The organism is Streptomyces sp. NPDC047017 (assembly GCF_040644175.1).
Lineage (GTDB): Bacteria > Actinomycetota > Actinomycetes > Streptomycetales > Streptomycetaceae > Streptomyces.
On record NZ_JBEYVW010000001.1, the window covers coordinates 344,555 to 361,664 of the forward strand.

The window sequence follows — 17,110 nt, forward strand, 5'->3', positions numbered from 1 at the left end:
GTCGCCACCACACCCGGACGGCGTCTTTCCCGCCGGGACCCGCATCCCATACGTTCCCTTTGCCGCGAATGTCGGCAGTGGACGGCCGGCGCGTCCCCTGCCGCCGTACGACCCCTCGCCCCACCGGGAGCCGCCATGCCGCCCCTGCCGTACGCCCCGCGCGTCTACGACCCGCGGCGCGTCGCGTACGCCGCCGAACTCGCCCAGGGCACCGACCGGTTCCGCGAACCGCGCCGCGAGGACTGCCCCTGGTGCGGCTCGGCGCGGCTGCGCACCCGGCTGCGCGCCCCCGACCTGCTCCAGCGCAAGCCCGGCACGTTCGCCCTCGACCAGTGCCGGGACTGCGGGCACGCCTTCCAGAACCCCCGGCTCACCCCGGCCGGACTGGCCTTCTACCACCGGGACTTCGACGAGAGCGACCCGGACGGCCTGCCCGACCCGGTGCTCGCCGGCCGTCGCGGCCGCCGCCGGCACCGCGGCGACGCGCACCTGATGCGGGGCGTCGGCGAACCCGAGAGCTGGCTGGACGTCGGCACCGGCCACGCGCACTTCCCGGCGGCCGCCCGGGAGGTGTTCCCGTACACCTCCTTCGACGGGCTCGACCCCTCCCCGCGCGTCCAGGCGGCCCGCGCGGCCGGCCGGATCGAGGAGGCGCACGTCGGCCACCTGGCCGACCCGCGGGTCGCCGAACGGCTGCGCGGACGCTACGACGTGGTCAGCATGTTCCACCACCTGGCGCACGCCCCCGACCCCCGCGCCGAACTGCGCGGCGCCCTCACCGTGCTGCGCCCCGGCGGCCACCTCCTGATCGAACTGCCCGACCCGCGCAGCGCCCCGGCCCTGCTGCTGGGCCGCTGGTGGCTGCCGCACGGCCAGCCCCGCCACCTGCACCTGCCGCCGCTCGCCAACCTCCGCGCCGAACTGGAGTCGGCCGGCTGCACGGTCCTGGTCACCGACCGCCGCACCCCGCACACCCCCGACGACCTCTCCGCGGCCCTCGCCCTGGCCCTCGCCCACCTCCTGCCCGCTCCCGACGCCCCCTGGCGCAGCGCCCCGCCCTCCACCGCGCGCCGCCTGCTGCGCACGGTCCTCGCCACCGCGACCAGCCCCCTGGTCGACGTGGCCGCCCTCCTCGACCTCGCCCTGTCTCCCCTGCTGCGCCGCACCCCCGGCCTGTCCAACGCCTACCGCGTCGTGGCCCGCCGGGACACCGCGTAGGCCCCGCCGGACACCGGGCGGGCCCCGCCGGGACGCCGGATCGGCCCCGTCGGAACACGGGGCAGGCCCCGCCGGGATACCGCCAGGCCCCGCCGGAACACCGCTGGATCCAGCCGGGCGGGCCCCGGCCGGTCAGCCGCGCAGGGCCAGCGCCTGGCCCGCCACCACCAGGAGGACCTGCTCGCACTCGGCGGCGAAGGCGGCGTTCAGCCGGCCGAGTTCGTCGCGGTAGCGGCGGCCCGAGGCGGTGGCCGGGACGATCCCGGAGCCGACCTCGTTGGAGACGGCCACCACGGTGCGGCGGGTCGCGCGGACGGCGGACGTCAGCCCGGTCACCCGCCGGCGCAGGGCGCGCTCCCCGCCGCCCGCCCACTCCGCGTCGTCCCAGGCGCCGACCGCGTCCATGGCGTCCGTCAGCCACAGCGACAGGCAGTCCACCAGCAGCGGCGGCCCGTCCTGCGCGAGCAGCGGCACGAGGTCGCAGGTCTCCTCGGTACGCCACGAGCCCGGCCGCCGCTCCCGGTGCGCGGTGACCCGGGCCGCCCACTCGGTGTCGCCGCCCCGGGTGCCGCCGGTCGCCACGTACAGCACGCCCGGGAAGGCCTCCAGCCGCCGCTCCGCCTCCACCGACTTGCCCGACCGGGCACCGCCCAGCACCAGCGTGCGCCGGGGCACGTCCGGTACGTCCTCGTACGCGCCGACCACCAGCGCCGTCCCGTCCGGCACGGCCCGCGCGCCGGCCGCCGCCAGCCGCCGGACCAACTCGGTGCCCGGCGGCACGTCGTGGTCGAGATGGACCGCGACGACATCCGTGGTCGGCCCCACCGACCCCACCGCCCGCAGCTTGGCCAGCGCGTCCGGGCGCCCCACGACGTCCGCGAGGACGAGGTCGTACGACTCCGCCGAGCCCTCCTCCAGACCGGCCGGGGCGCCGCCCGGCGGCAGGTACAGCAGCCGCTCCCCGTCCGGCCCGGTCACCGCGTACCCGGTGCCGGGCGCGTCCAGCGCCACCGCCCGCACCCGGTGCCCGCTCAGCAGCGCCAGCTCCCGCCCGTCGGGCACCCGGCCCGGCTGCGGCAGCCCGGCGGGCACCTCCACGGCGGGGCCGTCGTGCGGATGGGACAGCAGCACCTGCGCCACCCCGCCCAGCGACCGCCCCGCCCGCGCGGCGGCGAACGCCGCGCCGGGCGTCAGGTCCAGCAGCACCACCCCGTCCACGAGCAGCGCGGTCGCCGCCCGCGCCCGCGCGCCGAGCGCCGTCGCGCAGGCCGCGCAGGGGCAGTGGGGGCGGGGCAGTCCCGCGGGGGCACCGGTGCCGAGCAAAGTCACGTCCACGGACCTGATTTTCCCGGGTCGGCGCGGGTCTTGCGCATCCGGCTAGGCTGCGGGCAGGAGCCGGACCAAGATCTGCGCCGGGACATCGGATCGAGTCTGCGTCAAGATCTGGAACGAGGTCCGGCTTCCGCTGTGCAGTGTGCTGACATCAGGGAGGCGTACATGGCGGAATGGACGTGGCGGTTCGAGACGGCCGACGGGGCGGAGGTCCAGCCCGCGGTCCAGCCCGAGGAGTTCACCACGCAGGGCGACGCCGAGTCGTGGATCGGGGAGAATTGGAAGGCGCTGGCCGACGGCGGCGCCGATCAGGTGCGGCTGTTCGAGGACGCCGCGGAGATCTACGGCCCGATGAGCCTGCACGCCGACCAGGAGGAGGCCCAGGCGTAGCCCGTCCGGGCGGCGGCGGGGGGCGGCCGTCCGCGGCCGCCCCACGTGTCGTACGTGCCCCCCGTGTCGTACGTGCCCCCCGTGTCGTACGTGCCCCCCGTGTCGTACGTGCCCCCCGTGTCGTACGTGCCCCCCGTGTCGTACGTGCCCCCCGTGCCGTACGTGCCGTACGTCCCGCGGGTGCCGTACGTGCCGTACGTCCCGCGGGTTCCGTACGGCTCACTGCTCGCCCAGCGTGACCCGCACCGTCCGCTCGGCGCCGTCCCGCGCGTACGTCACCGTCGCCTTCTGCCCCGGCCGGTCGGCGGCCAGCGCCTCGGACAGCGAGGTGACCGTCGTGATGCCGGTGCCGCCGAGCCGCAGCAGGACGTCCCCGGCCCGGATGCCCGCCCGGTCCGCCGCGCCGCCCGCCTTCACCTCGACGACGGCGACCCCGGCGGGCTGGTAGCCCGCGTCCACGACGGTGCGCCCGGTGATGCCGAGCGCGGCCCGCCCGGAGTCCACCACCTTGCCGTACTTCACGATCTGCCCGGCGATCGTCCTCACCATGGACGCCGGGATCGCGAACCCGATGCCCGGCGCCGCGCTGCCGCCGAGCTGGGGGTCGGTGGCGGCGAGCGTCGGGATGCCGATGACCTGGCCGTCCAGGTTCACCAGCGCACCCCCGCTGTTGCCGGGGTTGATCGCGGCCGAGGTCTGCACCATGTCGGCGATCGTCGCCCCGGTGCCCCCGCCGCCCTGCCCCTCGCTGACCGTGCGCCCGGTCGCCGACACGATCCCCTGGGTGACGCTCGACGACAGGCCCAGCGGCGACCCCATGGCCAGCACGATCTGCCCGACCGCGACCTTCTCGGAGTCACCGAAGGCGGCCGCCTTCAGCCCGTGCGGCACCTTGTCCAGCCGTACGACGGCCAGGTCCTGGTCCGGGTAGGAGGAGACCAGGGTCGCGGTGAGCGCCTGCTCGCTGCCCGCCGTGGTCACATGGAACCGCTTCTCGTCCCCCACGACGTGCGCGTTGGTGACGATGTCCCCCTTGTCGTCGTACACGACCCCCGAGCCCAGGTCGCGGCTGGCCTGGATCTGCACGACCGACGGCAGGACCTCCTTGATCACCCGCAGGTAGTCGCTCTGCAGGTCGCCCGCCGTGGCCGGCGCGGCCACGTGCCGCCCCTCGGCCGGTGCCGGAGCCGTGGCGGTGGCCGAGGCGTCCTCGGGCGGGGCCGGGGCGTCGCACCCGGACAGCAGCGCGGCGCAGCAGGCCAGCGCGACGAGCGGACCGACCGGCCGGGGCACCCGGGAAACGTCCATGAGCCGAGTCTGTCCCCGCCGCGCGGCCCCGTCCCCCGGTACTCGCCCGAACGAGCCCGCCTCCCGGGCGGGCGCGGCTCCGGCTGCCTCAGCCGCGGACCCCGCACAGGTGCAGCAGGGCCGCGACCGCGCGGTACGGGTCGGTGCGCCCGGCCCGTTCCTCGGCGGCCAGCAGGGTCTCCGTGTCCGGCGGCGGCTCCGTGCCGTCGGCCGCCGTGTCGGTGAAGACGCGGACCCCGTACCAGGCGTGCAGCGGCGCCCCGATGCCGGCGAGGGTCGCCGTCAGATCGGCGAGCCGGTCGGCGCGCACGTCCAGGCCGAGCCGGTTGCGGTACGCCGTCGTGTCGAACGCGGCCAGCGCCCCCGACCAGTCGGCCGACAGGCCCGGCCGCAGCGCCAGCGCGTCGCCGTTGCGCACCAGCAGGGACAGCAGGCCGCCCGGCGCCAGCATCCGCGCCAGCCCGGCCAGCAGCGGGTCCGGCTCCTCGACGTACATCAGCACGCCGTGGCACAGCACCACGTCGAAACTGCCCGGCAGGAAGTGCACGCCGGTGTCCTGCCCGTCGCCCTCGACGATCCGCATCCGGGCCCGGATGCCCTCCGGCTCACCGGCCAGCGCCGCCCGGGCCACCGAGATCATCTTCTGGTCGCGCTCCAGGCCGGTCACCTGGTGCCCGGCGCGCGCCAGCCGCAGCGCCTGCGTGCCCTGGCCCATCCCCACGTCGAGCACCCGCAGCCGCTGACCGACCGGGAACCGCCCGGCTATCTGCTCGTCGAGCTGCCGGGCCACCAGCTCCTGCCGTACGACATCACGCAGCCCGCCCAGCCGGCCCAGCCAGGCGTCCGCCGCACCCCCGGAGAAAGCGGTCGTACTCAGGGCCGCTCCCCGCGCTTGACCTGCGGCTTGGGCAGGCGCAGCCGGCGCATCTGGAGCGAGCGCATCAGCGCGTAGCCGACCGCGCCGCGCCGGTTCTGGTCCGGGAAGCGCTCGGCCAGCCGCTTCTTGAGCCGGAAGGCGGTGACGGCCGAGTCCAGCACGATCAGCACGATCACCACGAGCCACAGCAGCAGCGCGATGTTCTGCAGATAGCCGACGTGCACCATGCTCAGCACCAGGATGACCACGGCCATCGGCAGGAAGAACTCCGCGACGTTGAACCGCGAGTCGATGAAGTCGCGCGCGAGCTTGCGCACCGGGCCCTTGTCGCGGGCCGGCAGGTAGCGCTCGTCGCCGCTGGCGAGCGCCTGGCGCTGGCGCTCCATCTGGGCGCGGCGGTCCTCGCGCTGCCGCTTGGCGGCCTCCTTGCGGTTGGTCGGCGTGTGGGCGACGCTGCGGCGCTGGGACTGCGCCTCACTCCGCTTCGGAGTGGGGCGGCCCTTGGGGGCCTGCGGGTCGCGGGGCTGCTTGGAGACGCTCACCGTCGCCTTCTCGGCGACCGGGGCGTTCTCTTCCTTGGCACGGCTACGGAACACAAAACCCAAGGGTAAGGGCTTGACCCGCATGGACCCCAGTCCCGTGGGGAACGATCCGGCAACACCGGTCGTCTTCAGGAGACAGGGGGGACGTCGCGCACGCGTCCCGGACGGCGGTCCCGGGGGTCACCTACTCCCTACGCCGGATCGTGGCCGGGCGCACTCGTCCTTGGGGATGACCGCATCCGTTCCCGAACAGTGCGGTAATGGACGCAGGGCCCGTACTGTGGGTTCTGTCGCAGAGCTGTGAGCTGGAGTCCGTCAGAAGGGGGCGCGCGAAGCCCATGAGCGGTGTCATGAAGCGTATGGGGATGATCTTCCGCGCGAAGGCGAACAAGGCCCTTGACCGGGCCGAGGACCCGCGCGAGACCCTCGACTACTCGTACCAGAAGCAGCTGGAGCTGCTCCAGAAGGTGCGCCGCGGCGTCGCCGACGTGGCGACCAGCCGCAAGCGCCTGGAACTCCAGCTCAACCAGTTGCAGCAGCAGTCCTCCAAGCTGGAGGACCAGGGCCGCAAGGCGCTCGCGCTCGGCCGCGAGGACCTGGCCCGCGAGGCGCTGTCGCGTCGTGCCGCGCTCCAGCAGCAGGTGACGGACCTGGAGACGCAGCACTCCACCCTCCAGGGCGAGGAGGAGAAGCTCACCCTGGCGGCCCAGCGCCTGCAGGCCAAGGTCGACGCCTTCCGTACGAAGAAGGAGACGATCAAGGCGACCTACACCGCGGCCCAGGCGCAGACCCGGATCGGCGAGGCGTTCTCCGGGATCTCCGAGGAGATGGGCGACGTCGGCCTGGCCATCCAGCGGGCCGAGGACAAGACGCAGCAGCTCCAGGCCCGGGCCGGCGCCATCGACGAACTGCTCGCCTCCGGCGCCCTGGACGACCCCTCCGGCATGGCCAAGGACGACATCGCGGCCGAGCTGGACCGGCTCTCCGGTGGTACGGATGTAGAGCTGGAGTTGCAGCGCATGAAGGCCGAGCTGGCCGGCGGCTCCTCGCAGCAGGCCATCGAGGGCGGCCGGCAGCAGGCGCAGCCCCAGCAGCAGCCGCAGGACACCCCCCGCTTCGACAAGCAGTGAAAGCGACGTCACCGACAGGCGGGGCCCACGCCGCCGAGGAGGGCGACATGATCGTACGGATCATGGGGGAGGGGCAGGTGAGGCTGGCCGACAGCCACCTCACCGCACTCAACGAGCTGGACGACGAACTCCTGGCCGAGATGGACAAGGGGGACGGCCCCGGCTTCCGCCGCACCCTGGCCGCCCTCCTGGCCAAGGTCCGGGAACTGGGCGAGCCCCTGCCCGACGACGCCCTGGAGCCCTCCGAGCTGATCCTGCCCGCGGGAGACGCCACCCTGGAGGAGGTCCGGGAACTGCTCAGCGACGACGGCCTGATCCCGGGCTGACGGCTTCCCGGGGCGGCCCGGCACTCACGGCGGTCCGGCACCCAGGTCAGGCCGCCACTCACGGCGGTCCGGCACTCACGTCAGGCCGCCACTCGGGGCGGGCCGGCATGCGACGGCGGCCCGACACCCGGGGAGGGCTGGCACTCGGGGGCGGCTCGGCATCCGGGGATGCCCGGCACTCGGGGCGGGCCAGCACTCACGTCAGGCCGCCACTCGGGGGCGGCTCGGCATCCGGGGATGCCCGCCACTCGGGGCGGTCCGGCACTCACGTCAGGCCGCCACTCGGGGCGGGCCGGCATACGACGGCGGCTCGGCATCCGGGGATGCCTGGCACTCGGGGGTGGCTCGGCACCCGGGGACGCCCGGCACCCGAGGGCGGCTCGGCGCCCGGGGAAGGCTGGCGCCCGGGGAGGCCCGGCGCCCGAGGACGTCCGGCACCCGGGGAGGCCCGGCGCCCGACGGCGGCCCGACACCCGGGGAGGCTCGGCACCCGGGAAAGGCCGACGCCCGGAGATGCCCGGCGCCCACCCCACCCCGCCCCCGCAACAACCCCGTACCGTACTCAGGCGTGACCACCACCCTCGACCGTGCCCGTTGCGGCCTCAAGGCGCATCCGCTCGCGCTGGACGCGGCCATCGCGGCCGGTGTGCTGGTCTGCATGGTGGCCGGGTCCTTCGTGGACCCGCGCGGGGAGGACGGGGTCAGCTGGGCCGTGCGCACCCCGGCGCCGCTCAGCCTCGCCCTGATGACGCTCGGGGCCGCCGCGCTCGCGCTGCGCCGCCGCGTCCCGCGCACGGTCCTCGCCGTCACCGGCGCCGTCTCGCTCGTCGAGTGCGTCACCGGCGACCCGCGCACGCCCGTCGTGATGTCCGCCGTCGTCGCCCTGTTCACCGTGGCCGCCGCCACCGACCGGTCCACCACCTGGCGCCTGGGCCTGCCCACCATGATCGTGCTGACCGGCGCCGCCATGCTCGGCGGCATCCGGCCCTGGTACGCGCAGGACAACCTCGCCGTCTTCGCCTGGACCGGCATGGCCGCGGCCGGCGGCGACGCCGTACGCAGCCGCCGCGCCTTCGTGCGGGCCATGCGCGAACGCGCCGAACGCGCCGAACGCACCCGCGAGGAGGAGGCCCGCCGCCGGGTCGTCGAGGAGCGGCTGCGCATCGCCCGCGACCTGCACGACGTCGTCGCCCACCACATCGCGCTGGTCAACGTGCAGGCCGGAGTGGCAGCGCACATCATGGACAAGCGTCCCGACCAGGCCAAGGAGGCACTGGCGCACGTCCGCGAGGCCGGCCGGTCCGCGCTGAACGAACTGCGCGCCACCGTGGGCCTGCTCCGGCAGTCCGACGACCCCGAGGCCCCCACCGAGCCCGCCCCCGGCCTGCACCGCCTCGACGAACTCGTCGCCACCTTCCGCAACGCGGGCCTGCACGTGGAGGTGGCCCGCGCCGACGGCACCACCGCGCTGCCCGCCGCCGTCGACCTGGCCGCCTTCCGGATCGTCCAGGAAGCCCTCACCAACGTGCAGAAACACGCCGGCACCGGGGCCAGGGCGGAGGTCAGCGTCGTCCGCGTCGGACCGAACGTGGAGATCACCGTCCTGGACGACGGGGCCGGCGCCGACGACGGACCCGCCCCGGCAGGCGGCGGGCACGGACTGCTCGGCATGCGGGAGCGGGTCACCGCGCTGCGCGGCACCCTCACCACCGGACCCCGCTACGGCAGCGGCTTCCGCGTCCATGCGATCCTGCCCGTCACCACCCGCACCCGCGCCCCGGGGGACGCCGTATGACGATCCGTGTCCTGCTCGCCGACGACCAGGCACTGCTGCGCAGCGCCTTCCGCGTGCTCGTCGACTCCGAGCCCGACATGGAGGTGGTCGGCGAGGCGTCCGAGGGCACCGAGGCGGTCCGGCTGGCCAAGGAGCGGCGCGCCGACGTCGTCCTGATGGACATCCGCATGCCCGGCACCGACGGCCTGGCCGCGACCCGCCTGATCAGCGCCGACCCCGCACTCGACCGGGTCCGCGTGGTCATCCTGACCACCTTCGAGGTCGACGACTACGTGGTCCAGGCGCTGCGCGCGGGTGCCGCCGGCTTCCTCGGCAAGGGCAGCGAACCCGAGGAGCTGCTGAGCGCCATCCGGATCGCCGCCGAGGGCGAGGCACTGCTGTCACCGGCCGCCACCAAGGGCCTGATCGCCCGCTTCCTCGCGCAGGGCGGCGCCGACGACGGCCGCGACCCGGCCCGCTCCGACCGGCTGGACGCGCTGACCGTGCGCGAGCGCGAGGTCCTCGTGCAGGTCGCCGGCGGCCACTCCAACGACGAGATCGCCGAGCGCCTCCAGGTCAGCCCGCTCACCGTGAAGACGCACGTCAACCGGGCCATGGCCAAGCTCGGCGCACGCGACCGGGCGCAACTGGTCGTCATCGCCTACGAGTCCGGACTGGTCCGCCCCAGGGTGGAGTGAGCCCCTGTCGCCCCGGTACAGCCACGGGTGGAGCGGCCTCTACCCGGGCGTACTGCGGCCGGAGTAGGCGGCGCATAAGGAAATGGACCAGGGGGCTAGGGAACGCGGGCGGCCGGTGCCCGAGGGTGTAGGGGTGGGCGCGGTCGAGCGCCCGTGCCGCCGCGCGGCTCACCGACGCTCACAGAAGAGAGACCCTGACCCATGTCCTGGCTGTCCAGGTCCAGCCTCGCGCACCGGGCGCTGATCGGGCTGATCTCGCTCGTCGCGCTCGTCTTCGGGGCCATCGCGATACCCCAGCTGAAGCAGCAGCTGCTGCCCACCATCGAACTTCCCGTGGTGTCCGTGCTGGCGCCCTACCAGGGCGCGTCCCCGGACGTGGTGGAGAAGCAGGTCGTCGAGCCGCTGGAGAACTCCCTCAAGAGCGTCGACGGCATCACCGGCGTCACCTCCACCGCCGGTGAGGGCAACGCCGTGATCACGGCCTCCTTCGACTACGGCAACGACACCCAGCAGCTCGTCGCCGGCGTCCAGCAGGCCGTCAACCGCTCCCGCGCCCAGCTGCCGGACGACGTCGACCCGCAGGTCGTCGCCGGTTCCACCGACGACATCCCGACCGCGGTGCTCGCCGTCACCTCCCCCAGGGACCAGCAGGCGCTCGCCGACCAGCTCGACAAGACGGTCGTACCGGCGTTGAAGAACATCAAGGGCGTCAGCCGGGTCACCGTCGACGGCGTACGCGACCTCCAGGTCACCGTCACCCCCGACGACGCGAAGCTCGCCCGCGCGGGCCTCACCTCCGCCGCCCTGGCCCAGGCCCTGCAGGCGGGCGGCGCCACCGTCCCGGCCGGCTCCTTCGACGAGGGCGGCGCCGCCCGCACCGTCCAGGTCGGCGGCGGCTTCACCTCGCTGCGGCAGATCCAGGACCTGATGGTCACCGCCACCGGCACCGCCACGGGACCCGGGGGCGCGGGCGGCGGCACGGCGAAGCCGCCGGTGCGCCTGGGCGATGTCGCCACCGTCCGCCGGCAGCCGGCCCCGGCCGACTCCCTCACCCGCACCGACGGCAAGCCCAGCCTCGCCGTCTCCGTCACCATGGACCACGACGGCAGCGCGGTCTCGATCTCGGACGCGATCAAGGACAAGCTGCCCGGCCTGCGCCGCGACCTCGGCACCGACGCGCAGATCACCACGGTCAGCGACCAGGGCCCGGCGGTCGCCAAGTCCATCGACGGACTGACCACCGAGGGCGCCCTCGGCCTGCTCTTCGCGGTCCTGGTCATCCTGGCCTTCCTGGCCTCGGTCCGCTCCACCCTGGTCACCGCGGTGTCCATCCCGCTCTCCGTGGTGCTGACCCTGATCGTGCTGTGGACCGGCGGCCTGTCGCTGAACATGCTGACCCTGGGCGCGCTGACCATCGCCATCGGCCGGGTCGTCGACGACTCGATCGTGGTCCTGGAGAACATCAAACGCCACCTCGGCTACGGCGAGGAACGGCACGACGCCATCGTGAACGCGGTGCGCGAGGTGGCCGGCGCGGTGACCTCCTCCACCCTCACCACGGTCGCCGTGTTCCTGCCGATCGGCCTGGTCGGCGGCATGGTGGGCGAGCTGTTCGGGCCGTTCAGCATCACGGTCACCGCGGCCCTGCTGGCCTCGCTGCTGGTGGCGCTCACCGTCGTGCCGGTGCTGTCGTACTGGTTCCTGCGCGCCCCCAAGGGCACCCCGGCCGAGGCCGCCGAGGCCCGCCGCCGGGCCGAGGAGAAGGAGGCGCACAGCCGCCTCCAGCGCTGGTACGTCCCCGTGCTGCGCTTCGCCACCCGCCGCCGCCTCACCAGCGTGCTGATCGCGGCGGTCGTGCTGGTCGCCACCTTCGGCATGACCCCGCTGCTGAAGACGGACTTCTTCGGCTCCGGCGACCAGCAGGTGCTCAGCGTCAAGCAGACGCTCAAGCCCGGCACCGGCCTGGCCGCGACCGACGCCCAGGCGAAGAAGGTCGAGAAGCTGCTCGCCGCGACGAAGGGCGTCAAGGACTACCAGGTCACCGTCGGCTCCTCCGGTTTCATGGCGGCCTTCGGCGGCTCCACCGACACCAACCACGCCTCCTATCAGGTGATGTTGGAGGACTCGGCCTCCGCCGACGGCGTCCGCAAGGACATCGAGGACGGCCTGCGCAAGCTGTCCGGCATCGGCACCACCACGGTCGGCGCCGGGGACGGCTTCGGCGACCAGGACCTCAAGGTGGTCGTCAAGGCACCCGACGCGGACGCGCTGCGGCGCGCCGCCGAACAGGTCCGCACCACGGTGGCCGGACTCGGTGGCGTCACCGACGTCACCAGCGACCTCTCGCAGAGCGTGCCGCGCGTCTCGGTGCGGGCTGATGACAAGGCCGCCGCGGCCGGCTTCACCGAGCAGAGCCTCGGCGCGGCCGTCGCCCAGGCCGTCAAGGGCACCACGGCCGCCAAGGCGGTCCTGGACGACACCGAGCGCGACGTCGTCGTCAAGTCGGCCGAACCGGCCCGCACCCTGGACCAGCTGAAGAACCTGCGCCTCGGCCCGGTGAGGCTCGGGGACATCGCCACCGTCCGGCTGGTCGACGGTCCGGTCTCGCTGACCCGGATCGACGGGCGGCGGGCCGCCACCGTCACCGCCAGGCCCACCGGCGACAACACCGGCGCGGTGAGCGGCAAGCTCCAGTCGAGGATCAAGGACCTCAAACTCCCGGCGGGCGCGACGGCCGAGATCGGGGGCGTCACCTCCGACCAGGGCGACGCGTTCAAGAACCTGGGCCTGGCGATGCTGGCCGCGATCGCGATCGTCTTCATGCTGCTGGTGGCGACCTTCCGCTCGCTGGCCCAGCCGCTGATCCTGCTGGTGTCCGTCCCGTTCGCCGCCACCGGCGCGCTCGGCCTGCTGATCCTCACCGGCACGCCGATGGGCGTCCCCGCGATGATCGGCATGCTGATGCTGATCGGCATCGTGGTGACGAACGCGATCGTGCTGATCGACCTGATCAACCAGTACCGCAAGCAGGGCTACGGGGTCGTGGAGGCCGTGGTGGAAGGCGGCCGGCACCGGCTGCGGCCCATCCTGATGACGGCCCTGGCCACCGTCTTCGCCCTGCTCCCGATGGCGCTCGGCGTCACCGGCGAGGGCGGCTTCATCGCCCAGCCGCTCGCGGTGGTGGTGATCGGCGGCCTGGTCACCTCGACCCTGCTGACCCTGCTGCTGGTCCCGACCCTCTACGCCATGCTGGAGCTGCGCAAGGAGCGCCGGGCGAAGAAGCGCGCGGCCAAGGGCCAGACCCGGACGGACGAACGGGAGCCCGTGACCGTCTGAGGCACCGCCCGGCACCGTCCGGCACCGAACGGCCAAGGCCCCCGGACCACCGCTGTGGTCCAGGGGCCTTGGCCGTCGTCCGCGGGGCTACGGCAGCGCCAGCATCCGCTCCAGCGCCAGCTTGGCGAACGCCTCCGTCTCCCGGTCCACCTCGATGCGGTTGACCAGCGTGCCCTCGGCCAGGGACTCCAGGGCCCAGACGAGGTGCGGGAGGTCGATCCGGTTCATCGTCGAACAGAAGCAGACCGTCCGGTCGAGGAAGACGATCTCCTTGCCCTCGGGGGCGAAACGGTTCGCCAGGCGGCGCACCAGATTCAGCTCGGTGCCGATGGCCCACTTGGAGCCGGCCGGGGCGGCCTCCAGCGCCTTGATGATGTACTCGGTGGAGCCGACCTGATCGGCGGCGGCCACCACCTCGTGCCGGCACTCGGGGTGCACCAGGACGTTGACGCCCGGGATCCGCTCGCGCACGTCGTTCACCGAGTCCAGGCTGAACCGGCCGTGCACCGAGCAGTGGCCCCGCCACAGGATCATCTTCGCGGCGCGCAGCTCCTCGGCGGTCAGCCCGCCGTTCGGCTTGTGCGGGTTGTAGACGACGCAGTCCTCCAGCGACATGCCCAGGTCCCGTACGGCGGTGTTGCGGCCGAGGTGCTGGTCGGGCAGGAACAGCACCTGCTCGCCCTGCCCGAAGGCCCACTCCAGGGCCCGCTGGGCGTTCGACGAGGTGCAGATGGTGCCGCCGTGCTTGCCGGTGAACGCCTTGATGTCGGCCGAGGAGTTCATGTACGACACCGGCACGACCCGCTCGGCGATCCCGGCCTCGGTCAGCACGTCCCAGCACTCGGCGACCTGCTCGGCCGTGGCCATGTCGGCCATGGAGCACCCGGCGGCCAGGTCCGGCAGGACCACCTTCTGCGCGTCGCTCGTCAGGATGTCGGCCGACTCGGCCATGAAGTGCACACCGCAGAAGACGATGTACTCGGCCTCGGGCCGCGCCGCCGCGTCCCGGGCCAGCTTGAAGGAGTCGCCCGTGACGTCCGCGAACTGGATGACCTCGTCACGCTGGTAGTGGTGGCCGAGCACGAAGACCTTGTCCCCGAGCTTCTCCTTGGCCGCGCGGGCGCGGGCCACCAGGTCCGGGTCGGACGGGGAGGGGAGGTCGCCGGGACACTCGACGCCCCGCTCGCTCTTCGGGTCGGCCTCGCGGCCGAGCAGCAGCAGGGCGAGGGGCGTCGGCTGGACGTCGAGCTCCTGGGTCTGGGCGGTGGTCACGACACGCACCCTTTCTACTTTTCGTCTAATTGACGTTATCTATCATAACCGCTTCACGTCACTTTGACGATGGCCATCATGTCGATGTGACGTGAATCCCGGCGCCGGGCCGTGCCGTCCCTCACCGTGCCGCCCGCCGCCTCCGCCGTCCCGGCCGCCCGCGTCCACAGGCCGCTCCCGGCCACCGGGCGCATGTGCGAGCATGAAGAGAACGAGCACGGAGAAGAGAACGAAGAGGCCCGTGCACGGCCCGGAATGAATCCGCGGCCGCGCCGGTTGCACTCGTCGGCAAGCAGTCTCCGTACAACCCGGGAGAGATGTAGATGTCCGTATCGGACGAGACCACCACCGTCACCGACGGCATCATCCTGACCGACGCCGCCGCGTCCAAGGTCAAGGCCCTGCTCGACCAGGAAGGCCGTGACGACCTCGCCCTGCGCGTCGCCGTCCAGCCCGGCGGCTGCTCCGGCCTGCGCTACCAGCTCTTCTTCGACGAGCGTTCCCTCGACGGCGACGTCGTCAAGGACTTCGGCGGCGTCAAGGTCGTCACCGACCGCATGAGCGCCCCGTACCTGGGCGGCGCCACCGTCGACTTCGTGGACACCATCGAGAAGCAGGGCTTCACGATCGACAACCCGAACGCGACGGGCTCCTGCGCCTGCGGCGACTCCTTCAGCTGAGCCCGCCACGGCGTGAACGTGGGAAGGCGGCGGCCCCTCCGAGGGGCCGCCGCCTTCCGCTGTCTCCGGGGCGCCGGGACGCTCAGCGCGCCAGCGGCACCGATTCGGACGAGCCCGCGCCCGCCGCCTCGCCGGGGACCGCCCGGCCGCCCGAGCCGATCACCTTGCGGTCGCCGAGCGGGTGACCGAGGCGCAGGGTCCGCCGGTACTCCTCGGCGATCATGATGCAGACCTTGCCGCGCCACGGGGTCTCGGTCACCGTCACGGTCACCTGCCCCGCCCCCTCCTTCGCCGCCACCTTGTAGTCGGCGCACACCCCGCCCTCGAAGGACACGGTCAGCTCGTCGCCCCGGGCGCTGTAACCGGTCACCGGCACGTCACGGGTCTTCGCAGCGGCGGTGCCCGACGCGCCCGGCGTGGCGGGTGCGGCAGGGGAGGCGGGGGCCGTCGTACCGGAGGACAGGTAGCGCGGATCGACGGCCGGGTACGGCACGGTGAAGCCGCTGTCCTGGCCGCCCGGCGCCCGCACCTGGAACAGCCAGGACGGGACCAGCGCCTGCCGCCCGCCGGAGTACTGCGCCGCCAGGCCGAACACGGCCTTCTCCACCGTCAGGGTGTCGTGGCCGCCGCTGCCCTGGGACGCCCGCCCGCACGGCGCCTCCAGGCGGTCCTTGGCGGCCACCGGGCTGGGGCAGCCGCCGATGCCCATGCGGTGGTCGCCCCGCGGCGCGGAGTTCATGAGGTCCAGGGTCCTGCGCGCGTCCAGCACCGGATACGTCGCGCCCTTCACCGGCGCCTTCAGCTGCCCGCTGCCGCCGACCACCTCGCCGCGCAGGCCGACGGTCAGCCCCGTCGTCCACCCGTGGGTGGGCAGCCCGCCGACCACCGGATCGGCCTCCACCACCCGCTGGGCGCCCATGACCTGGCGGGCGTCCAGCCGCGCGCCGGACTGCCCCACCGCCGCGAGGACCGGAGCCGCCGCCCTCTCGGCCGCCGCCACGCTCACCGGCTGCCCGGACGGCGCGGCGGGGTCCTGCCCGGACGGGGCGGCGGGACCCTGCCCGGACGGCACGGCCGAGCCCGGCCCGCACGTCACGCCCTTGCAGTCGTCGGTGCCCGGCGCGTACCGGCTGAACGTCCAGGCCCCCGGCGCCCGCCGGGTCACCCGCAGCATCGGCCCCGAGCCGTCCTTGCCCGTCCCCACCTGCCACGCCTGCGCGTCGGCCACCGGTGTGCCCGTGACCCCCAGCGCCTTCGCGAGCCGGGCCACCTCGGCACGGGTGACCTCGCCGCGCGCCGCGTACACCGGCGCGGAGGCGGGCCCGGCGGGCAGTGTGCCCGTGGCCCGGTAGGCGGCGCCGTACGGGTCGGGCTCGCCGGGGGCGATGCCGTTGCCGCCGCCCGTACCGCCGGTGGCGGCGACCGCGTAACCGTCCAGGACGAGCGGCGGGGGAGTGCGCCCGCCGGACCCCGCCGACTCCGTACGCCCGTCCGGGCCGCCGAAGGCGCCGGTCGCGAGGTACGCCCCGCCGCCGCCCACCAGCAGCACCGCCGCGGCGACGGACACGGCGACCAGCGGCCGCCGCCCCCGCCTGCCTCCGCTTCCGCCTTCGCCCGCGGGACCGCCCGTGCCCGCGGGGCCTGCCTTCGCCGCCGGGCGGCTGTCGTGCCGGGCTGCACCCGCGGGCCCGTCGCCGTTCGCCGGGCCGTTCGCGGCGTCGTCGTTCTCGGGTCGCTCGGTGTTCACCGCATCGCTCCTTCGGCCGTGCGACTGTCCCGGGCCCTGACCCGGCCCTGACAAAGTCATCGGCCGCCGGGTCCTGGCCCGCGTCCCCCGACCGGGGGACGGGGATGTGACGCGCCGGGGACGCACCCGGTTCCCCCGTGCCCGGACACGGGGCCGGCGGACTCAGTCCCCGTAGTCCGACATCGCCTCCAGCAGCCGCGCGGACGACGCCGGGACGGACACGCCGTGGATACGGGCCGGCGACACCGGCCGGACGGCCTCCGCGCCCCGCCCGGCGGACGCCCAGCGCGGGGCCATCCGCGCGCAGTCTCCGCGCAGCGACGCCAGATCGGCCTCGATGTCGCTAGCGATGTCGCCGCCCTTGACATCGGCCGGAGCGGGAGCGGAATGAGTCTTGTGGTGGGTCATGGATCGCACGGTAAGCCGCCGCGGGCCGCCGGGAAACATCTACTATCGGGTAATTTCCACCGCTTCAACGTC

15 protein-coding genes are annotated in these 17,110 nt (G+C 74.2%); 8 read left to right on the forward strand and 7 right to left on the reverse strand.

Annotated elements, in window-relative coordinates; genetic code table 11:
* The first annotated feature begins 135 nt into the window (after positions 1-135).
* A complete protein-coding gene (locus ABZ858_RS01710; RefSeq protein ID WP_361371018.1) occupies positions 136-1,218 on the forward strand; it encodes a class I SAM-dependent methyltransferase in 1,083 nt (360 codons plus the stop codon).
* Between the two features lie 132 nt (positions 1,219-1,350).
* Here the strand turns inward: ABZ858_RS01710 and ABZ858_RS01715 are convergent, their stop codons facing one another.
* Positions 1,351-2,553, reverse strand: a complete 1,203-nt coding sequence (locus tag ABZ858_RS01715; RefSeq protein ID WP_361371021.1) for a bifunctional adenosylcobinamide kinase/adenosylcobinamide-phosphate guanylyltransferase — start codon at positions 2,551-2,553, stop codon at positions 1,351-1,353.
* A 162-nt stretch (positions 2,554-2,715) separates the two neighbouring features.
* Here ABZ858_RS01715 and ABZ858_RS01720 point away from each other — a divergent pair, with 162 nt between their 5' ends.
* Positions 2,716-2,940 carry a hypothetical protein gene (locus ABZ858_RS01720; protein ID WP_361371024.1) on the forward strand — a complete coding sequence of 75 codons (225 nt, stop codon included), beginning with the start codon at positions 2,716-2,718 and terminating at the stop codon, positions 2,938-2,940.
* Between the two features lie 219 nt (positions 2,941-3,159).
* Here ABZ858_RS01720 and ABZ858_RS01725 read toward each other — a convergent pair whose 3' ends face one another.
* The 3 genes from ABZ858_RS01725 to ABZ858_RS01735 all read right to left on the reverse strand — a co-directional run bounded on the left by ABZ858_RS01725 (position 3,160) and on the right by ABZ858_RS01735 (position 5,751).
* The gene (locus ABZ858_RS01725) at positions 3,160-4,248 is read right to left on the reverse strand and encodes a trypsin-like peptidase domain-containing protein (protein WP_361371026.1); all 1,089 of its coding nucleotides are present in this window, start codon (positions 4,246-4,248) and stop codon (positions 3,160-3,162) included.
* An 88-nt stretch (positions 4,249-4,336) separates the two neighbouring features.
* Entirely contained in the window at positions 4,337-5,038 is a 702-nt protein-coding gene (locus ABZ858_RS01730; RefSeq protein ID WP_361371029.1) for a methyltransferase domain-containing protein, read from the reverse strand.
* 83 nt (positions 5,039-5,121) lie between these two features.
* Positions 5,122-5,751, reverse strand: coding sequence for a DUF3043 domain-containing protein (locus ABZ858_RS01735; RefSeq protein WP_361371031.1), 630 nt, complete (start codon positions 5,749-5,751; stop codon positions 5,122-5,124).
* 254 nt (positions 5,752-6,005) lie between these two features.
* Here ABZ858_RS01735 and ABZ858_RS01740 point away from each other — a divergent pair, with 254 nt between their 5' ends.
* The 5 genes from ABZ858_RS01740 (at position 6,006) to ABZ858_RS01760 (ending at position 12,931) form a co-directional block, all read left to right on the forward strand.
* Positions 6,006-6,797 (forward strand): PspA/IM30 family protein, encoded by a 792-nt coding sequence (locus ABZ858_RS01740; RefSeq protein ID WP_361371034.1) that lies wholly within the window; start codon positions 6,006-6,008, stop codon positions 6,795-6,797.
* Positions 6,798-6,844: 47 nt separating this feature from the next.
* Complete coding sequence (locus tag ABZ858_RS01745; protein WP_361371037.1) at positions 6,845-7,123, forward strand: hypothetical protein; 279 nt, start codon at positions 6,845-6,847, stop codon at positions 7,121-7,123.
* Positions 7,124-7,691: 568 nt separating this feature from the next.
* Entirely contained in the window at positions 7,692-8,918 is a 1,227-nt protein-coding gene (locus ABZ858_RS01750; RefSeq protein WP_361371040.1) for a histidine kinase, read from the forward strand.
* Positions 8,915-9,595: a response regulator transcription factor gene (locus ABZ858_RS01755; RefSeq protein WP_361371042.1), complete on the forward strand. Its 681-nt coding sequence runs from the start codon at positions 8,915-8,917 to the stop codon at positions 9,593-9,595. The genes ABZ858_RS01750 and ABZ858_RS01755 overlap by 4 nt, the downstream gene beginning before the upstream one ends.
* Positions 9,596-9,796: 201 nt before the next feature.
* Positions 9,797-12,931: an efflux RND transporter permease subunit gene (locus tag ABZ858_RS01760; protein ID WP_361371045.1), complete on the forward strand. Its 3,135-nt coding sequence runs from the start codon at positions 9,797-9,799 to the stop codon at positions 12,929-12,931.
* An 87-nt stretch (positions 12,932-13,018) separates the two neighbouring features.
* Here the strand turns inward: ABZ858_RS01760 and nadA are convergent, their stop codons facing one another.
* Positions 13,019-14,203: a quinolinate synthase NadA gene (nadA, locus tag ABZ858_RS01765; protein ID WP_361371048.1), complete on the reverse strand. Its 1,185-nt coding sequence runs from the start codon at positions 14,201-14,203 to the stop codon at positions 13,019-13,021.
* Between the two features lie 323 nt (positions 14,204-14,526).
* On the opposite strand from nadA, the gene ABZ858_RS01770 reads away from it, so the two are divergent.
* Positions 14,527-14,883, forward strand: a complete 357-nt coding sequence (locus ABZ858_RS01770) for an iron-sulfur cluster assembly accessory protein (RefSeq protein WP_061919812.1) — start codon at positions 14,527-14,529, stop codon at positions 14,881-14,883.
* A gap of 82 nt (positions 14,884-14,965) precedes the next feature.
* Here the strand turns inward: ABZ858_RS01770 and ABZ858_RS01775 are convergent, their stop codons facing one another.
* Both ABZ858_RS01775 and ABZ858_RS01780 read right to left on the reverse strand, forming a co-directional pair.
* Positions 14,966-16,630: a hypothetical protein gene (locus tag ABZ858_RS01775; RefSeq protein ID WP_361371051.1), complete on the reverse strand. Its 1,665-nt coding sequence runs from the start codon at positions 16,628-16,630 to the stop codon at positions 14,966-14,968.
* A gap of 162 nt (positions 16,631-16,792) precedes the next feature.
* The gene (locus tag ABZ858_RS01780; protein WP_361371054.1) at positions 16,793-17,038 is read right to left on the reverse strand and encodes a hypothetical protein; all 246 of its coding nucleotides are present in this window, start codon (positions 17,036-17,038) and stop codon (positions 16,793-16,795) included.
* Between the last annotated feature and the right edge of the window lie 72 nt (positions 17,039-17,110).

Coding starts and splice junctions, on each gene's coding strand:
- ABZ858_RS01710 (WP_361371018.1), top strand. CDS start 136: ATGCCGCCCCTGCCGTACGCCCCGCGCGTCTACGACCCGCGGCGCGTC.
- ABZ858_RS01720 (WP_361371024.1), top strand. CDS start 2,716: ATGGCGGAATGGACGTGGCGGTTCGAGACGGCCGACGGGGCGGAGGTC.
- ABZ858_RS01725 (WP_361371026.1), bottom strand. CDS start 4,248: ATGGACGTTTCCCGGGTGCCCCGGCCGGTCGGTCCGCTCGTCGCGCTG.
- ABZ858_RS01735 (WP_361371031.1), bottom strand. CDS start 5,751: ATGCGGGTCAAGCCCTTACCCTTGGGTTTTGTGTTCCGTAGCCGTGCC.
- ABZ858_RS01740 (WP_361371034.1), top strand. CDS start 6,006: ATGAGCGGTGTCATGAAGCGTATGGGGATGATCTTCCGCGCGAAGGCG.
- ABZ858_RS01745 (WP_361371037.1), top strand. CDS start 6,845: ATGATCGTACGGATCATGGGGGAGGGGCAGGTGAGGCTGGCCGACAGC.
- ABZ858_RS01755 (WP_361371042.1), top strand. CDS start 8,915: ATGACGATCCGTGTCCTGCTCGCCGACGACCAGGCACTGCTGCGCAGC.
- ABZ858_RS01760 (WP_361371045.1), top strand. CDS start 9,797: ATGTCCTGGCTGTCCAGGTCCAGCCTCGCGCACCGGGCGCTGATCGGG.
- ABZ858_RS01770 (WP_061919812.1), top strand. CDS start 14,527: ATGTCCGTATCGGACGAGACCACCACCGTCACCGACGGCATCATCCTG.
- ABZ858_RS01780 (WP_361371054.1), bottom strand. CDS start 17,038: ATGACCCACCACAAGACTCATTCCGCTCCCGCTCCGGCCGATGTCAAG.